Raw genomic sequence first — 3,521 nt, forward strand, 5'->3', positions numbered from 1 at the left:
GGCCGGTCGGTCGGGGTGCGGGCCGTCCGTCCGTGGGGGCGTTCCGCTCCGGCGTCCGCCGGGCGTCCGCGGGCCGTGCCGGGGACGGCCGGGGACGCCCGGGATGGCCGGATCCGACAGAACGGTGTCATTGCGGACACCGTCCGGGGCGGCCGAGGATGGGGGCATGTCCAGCAGCCGCCGCGTGGTGATCGCGGTCTTCCCGGACGTCGACCTGCTCGACGTCACCGGCCCGGCCGAGGTGTTCGCCCTGGCCGGGCGGGAGAGCCGTGGCCGGGCCGGGTACCGGGTGGAACTGGCCGGGCCGGCGGAAGGCCTGGTCCGCACCTCGGCCGGAGTCCGGCTGGCGGTCGACCTGACGTTCGACCAGGTCGTCGGGGCCGTCGACACCCTGCTGGTGCCGGGCGCGGTCGAGCCCGGGGCGAACGGGGCGAACGGGGTGGACGGAGCGGACGGGGCGGGGCCCCGGGCGCGGATCGACCGGGAGGTGGTCGCCTGGGTGGAACGGCTCGCGCCCTCCGCCCGGCGGGTCGCCTCGGTCTGCGTCGGCGCGCACCTGCTGGCCGCCGCCGGGCTGCTCGACGGCCGGCGCGCCACCACCCACTGGTCGACGGCGGCGCAACTCGCCGCCGACCACCCGGAAGTGACGGTCGACCCGGACCCGATCTTCGTCCGGTCCGGGAAGATCTGGACCGGCGCCGGGATCAGCGCCTGCATGGACCTCGCCCTCGCCCTGGTCGCCGAGGACCACGGCGAGGAACTGGCGATGGCCGTCGCCCGGCAACTGGTGATGTACCTCAAGCGGCAGGGCGGCCAGAGCCAGTTCTCCGTCCCGCTCAGCACCCCGCCCACCACCCGCCGGGACATCGACGACCTGCGCCTGCACATCGCCGAGCACCCGGACGCCGACCTCTCCGCGGCCGCGCTGGCCGCCCGGATGTGCCTCAGCGAACGCCACTTCGCCCGGGTGTTCCGGCAGGAGACGGGCACCACCCCGGCGGCGTACGTCGAAGCGGTCCGGCTGGAGGCCGCCCGGCGGCTGCTCGAGGGCACCGACCGGCCGCTCGACCAGGTCGCCGCCGCCAGCGGCCTCGGCTCCGTCGAGACCCTGCACCGCACGCTGCGCCGCCGCCTCGGCACCACACCGGCCGCGTACCGCAAGCGATTCCGGGTGACGAGCGGCCCGTAGCCGCCCGTTCACGTCCTTGATCCGCACCACCGTCAGGAGATTAGTGTCATGAGCATGAATGAAGCGTCCAGCACGCTGCGCACCGTGATCGGGCTGGACGACACGCCGCCCCGCCTCGCGGAGTCGACGCTGGTGCTGATCGACTACCAGAACACCTACCGGGAGGGCGTCATGGCGCTGGAGGGCGCCGAGGAGGCGCTCGCGGCCGGGGCCCGGCTGCTGGCGGCGGCCCGGGCGGCCGGCGCCCCGGTGGTGCACGTGGTCAACGACGGCGGGCCGGGAACGCCGTACGACGTCCGGGCCGAGATCGGGGCGATCAGCCCGCAGGTCGCGCCGCTGGCGGGGGAGCCGGTGGTGGTGAAGACCTTCCCGGACGCGTTCCACGGCACCGAACTGGCGAAGGTGCTGGCCGCCGCGGACCGGGAGGGGCCGCGGCGGGGCCTGGTGCTGGCCGGGTTCATGACGCACATGTGCGTGGCGTTCACCGCCCAGGGCGCGTTCCGCGAGGGGTGGCGGCCCGCGGTGGTCGCCGAGGCGTGCGCAACCCGCGCGCTGCCCGGACCGGACGGCCGGACCGTACCGGCGGCGCAGCTGCACGCCGCGGCGCTGGCGACCGTCGGAGACCTGTACGGGACGGTGCTGGCCGAGGTCGCCGACCTCACCGGGCCGGTTCCGGCGCGGTAGCGGTCGGCGGGCTCGTCGCACCGGGCGGAGTCCAGCGGCCGGTCCGCCCCGGGAGCGTCCGAGTGTCCGTGTCAGTGGCCGCGCCTACTGTCCTCCCGGGCCGGTCCGGCGGCCGTCACGTACGAGGGGGAACGGATGAACGAGGCAGGGGACGTACGGGAGGCGTGGGCCCGGGTGACCGCGTGGCTCGAACGGAACGACCCCGCGGTCCTCGCCGCCCTCGGCGCTCCGGGCAGCGAGGAGGCCCTCGACCGGGCCGAACTGCGCATGGGCCTGGAGCTCCCGGCGCAGGTGCGGCAGTGGCTCCTGCTGAACGACGTGGACGCCGGCGGAGGCACCGACCGCCGGGTCGGCCAGGTGCGGCGGGGGTGCCTGCTGCCCGGTCTGGGCGGACACCTCCTGCTCGGCCTGGCGGACATGCAGCGGGTCCACCTCGGCAAGACGGACGCGGCGCGGAGCGCGCCCTCCACGGACCCCGACCACCCGCTCTGGCGCCGGGAGTGGCTGCCCCTCGTCGCCGAGCACGACGCCCTCCACGGGACGTTCCTGAACACGGCCGACGGGACGGTCGGGACGTGGGGCGAGGCGGACGTGCCGCAGGAGGGCGAGTATGCCTCGCTGGCCGCCTTCTTCCACCGGACGGCGGACCTGCTGGAAGGAGTGAGCACCGGAGACTGGAGCGGCCCCGGCGCCCGTGCCCGGCGCGCCCCGCGCCGGGCACTGCGCCCGGACCCCGAGGGGGTGCGCCGATGGGCCCGGGGGCTGGAGCGACCGGAACCGCACCGGTTCGCCGGCGAGCCGGAGCCGTTCTGACCGCACCGATCCGTCGGCTCCGGGCCCGCACCGAGTGACCACCTGTCAGACGGCCCCGGGCTCAGCCGGGCTCAGCTGGGCTCAGCCGGGCTCAGCTGGGCTCAGCCGGGCTCCGGCGGGCTCAGCGGCCGGGGGACAGCCGCCCGGCGCCGTAGTGCCGCTGGGCGTAGGCGGCCGCGGTGGTGGCCGCGCCGAGGGTGAGCCAGCCGAGCGGGCCGGTGGCCAGGACGGCGCCGGTGAGCAGCAGCGGGCCGGCGGCCTTCTCGGTGGAGTGGGCCATGCCCGCCACGCCGAGGTACTCGGGACGGGCCCGCTCGGGGGCGAGGGCCACCGACAGCTCCCAGGAGACCACCGAGCGGACCAGCTCGGCCAGCGTCACCAGCACCGCGGCGAGCAGCAGCAGCGCCGAGGCGGCCGGCACCCCCGTCCGGTGGGCCAGGGCCGCCGCCGCGCAGCAGCCGAGGATCGCGAACCCGTACAGCGGGACCACCCGGACCGCCTGGTGGGGGGTGCGCACCAGGGCGGAGACCCGCAGCTGGGCGAGGACCACGACGACGGTGTTGATCGCCAGGAACGCCGGGATCAGGGCGTGCGGGGCGCGGGTGGAGTGGATCAGCCACAGCGGCAGGCCCACGTTGAGGATCGCGTCGTCGATGGTGAGCACCGCGTCCAGGGCGACGAAGCGCAGGTAGCCGGCGTCCCGCCAGGGGCTGGGATGGGGCCCGCGGTCCGGGGCGGCGGGCCGTTCGGCGGCCCCGGACCGGCGCGGCTCGTGCAGGGAGGCGACCAGGGCGGCCGCGACCAGGAAGGAGAGCACGTCGGCGACCACCAGCGC

Annotated in this window: 3 protein-coding genes and 1 pseudogene; 3 read left to right on the top strand and 1 reads right to left on the bottom strand. The window is 76.5% G+C overall.

Annotation, left to right across the window (positions count from 1 at the left end; all coding sequences use genetic code 11):
* Positions 1 to 166 precede the first annotated feature (166 nt).
* From ACFUEL_RS37055 to ACFUEL_RS37065, 3 genes are all read left to right on the top strand, one after another.
* Positions 167 to 1,189 (top strand): GlxA family transcriptional regulator, encoded by a 1,023-nt coding sequence (locus tag ACFUEL_RS37055; RefSeq protein ID WP_380242192.1) that lies wholly within the window; start codon positions 167 to 169, stop codon positions 1,187 to 1,189.
* A 48-nt stretch (positions 1,190 to 1,237) separates the two neighbouring features.
* On the top strand, positions 1,238 to 1,873 hold the full coding sequence (locus ACFUEL_RS37060; RefSeq protein ID WP_380242194.1) for an isochorismatase family protein: 636 nt from the start codon (positions 1,238 to 1,240) through the stop codon (positions 1,871 to 1,873).
* A 135-nt stretch (positions 1,874 to 2,008) separates the two neighbouring features.
* Complete coding sequence (locus tag ACFUEL_RS37065; RefSeq protein WP_380242196.1) at positions 2,009 to 2,686, top strand: hypothetical protein; 678 nt, start codon at positions 2,009 to 2,011, stop codon at positions 2,684 to 2,686.
* Between the two features lie 121 nt (positions 2,687 to 2,807).
* Here the strand turns inward: ACFUEL_RS37065 and ACFUEL_RS37070 are convergent.
* A pseudogene (locus tag ACFUEL_RS37070) lies at positions 2,808 to 3,521 on the bottom strand (MFS transporter); the annotation flags it as partial.

Source organism: Kitasatospora sp. NPDC057198, from assembly GCF_042670125.1.
Lineage (GTDB): Bacteria > Actinomycetota > Actinomycetes > Streptomycetales > Streptomycetaceae > Kitasatospora.

What these genes read in the sequence shown, in the direction of transcription:
- ACFUEL_RS37055 (WP_380242192.1), top strand. Translation starts at nt 167, where the DNA reads ATGTCCAGCAGCCGCCGCGTGGTGATCGCGGTCTTCCCGGACGTCGAC.
- ACFUEL_RS37060 (WP_380242194.1), top strand. Translation starts at nt 1,238, where the DNA reads ATGAGCATGAATGAAGCGTCCAGCACGCTGCGCACCGTGATCGGGCTG.
- ACFUEL_RS37065 (WP_380242196.1), top strand. Translation starts at nt 2,009, where the DNA reads ATGAACGAGGCAGGGGACGTACGGGAGGCGTGGGCCCGGGTGACCGCG.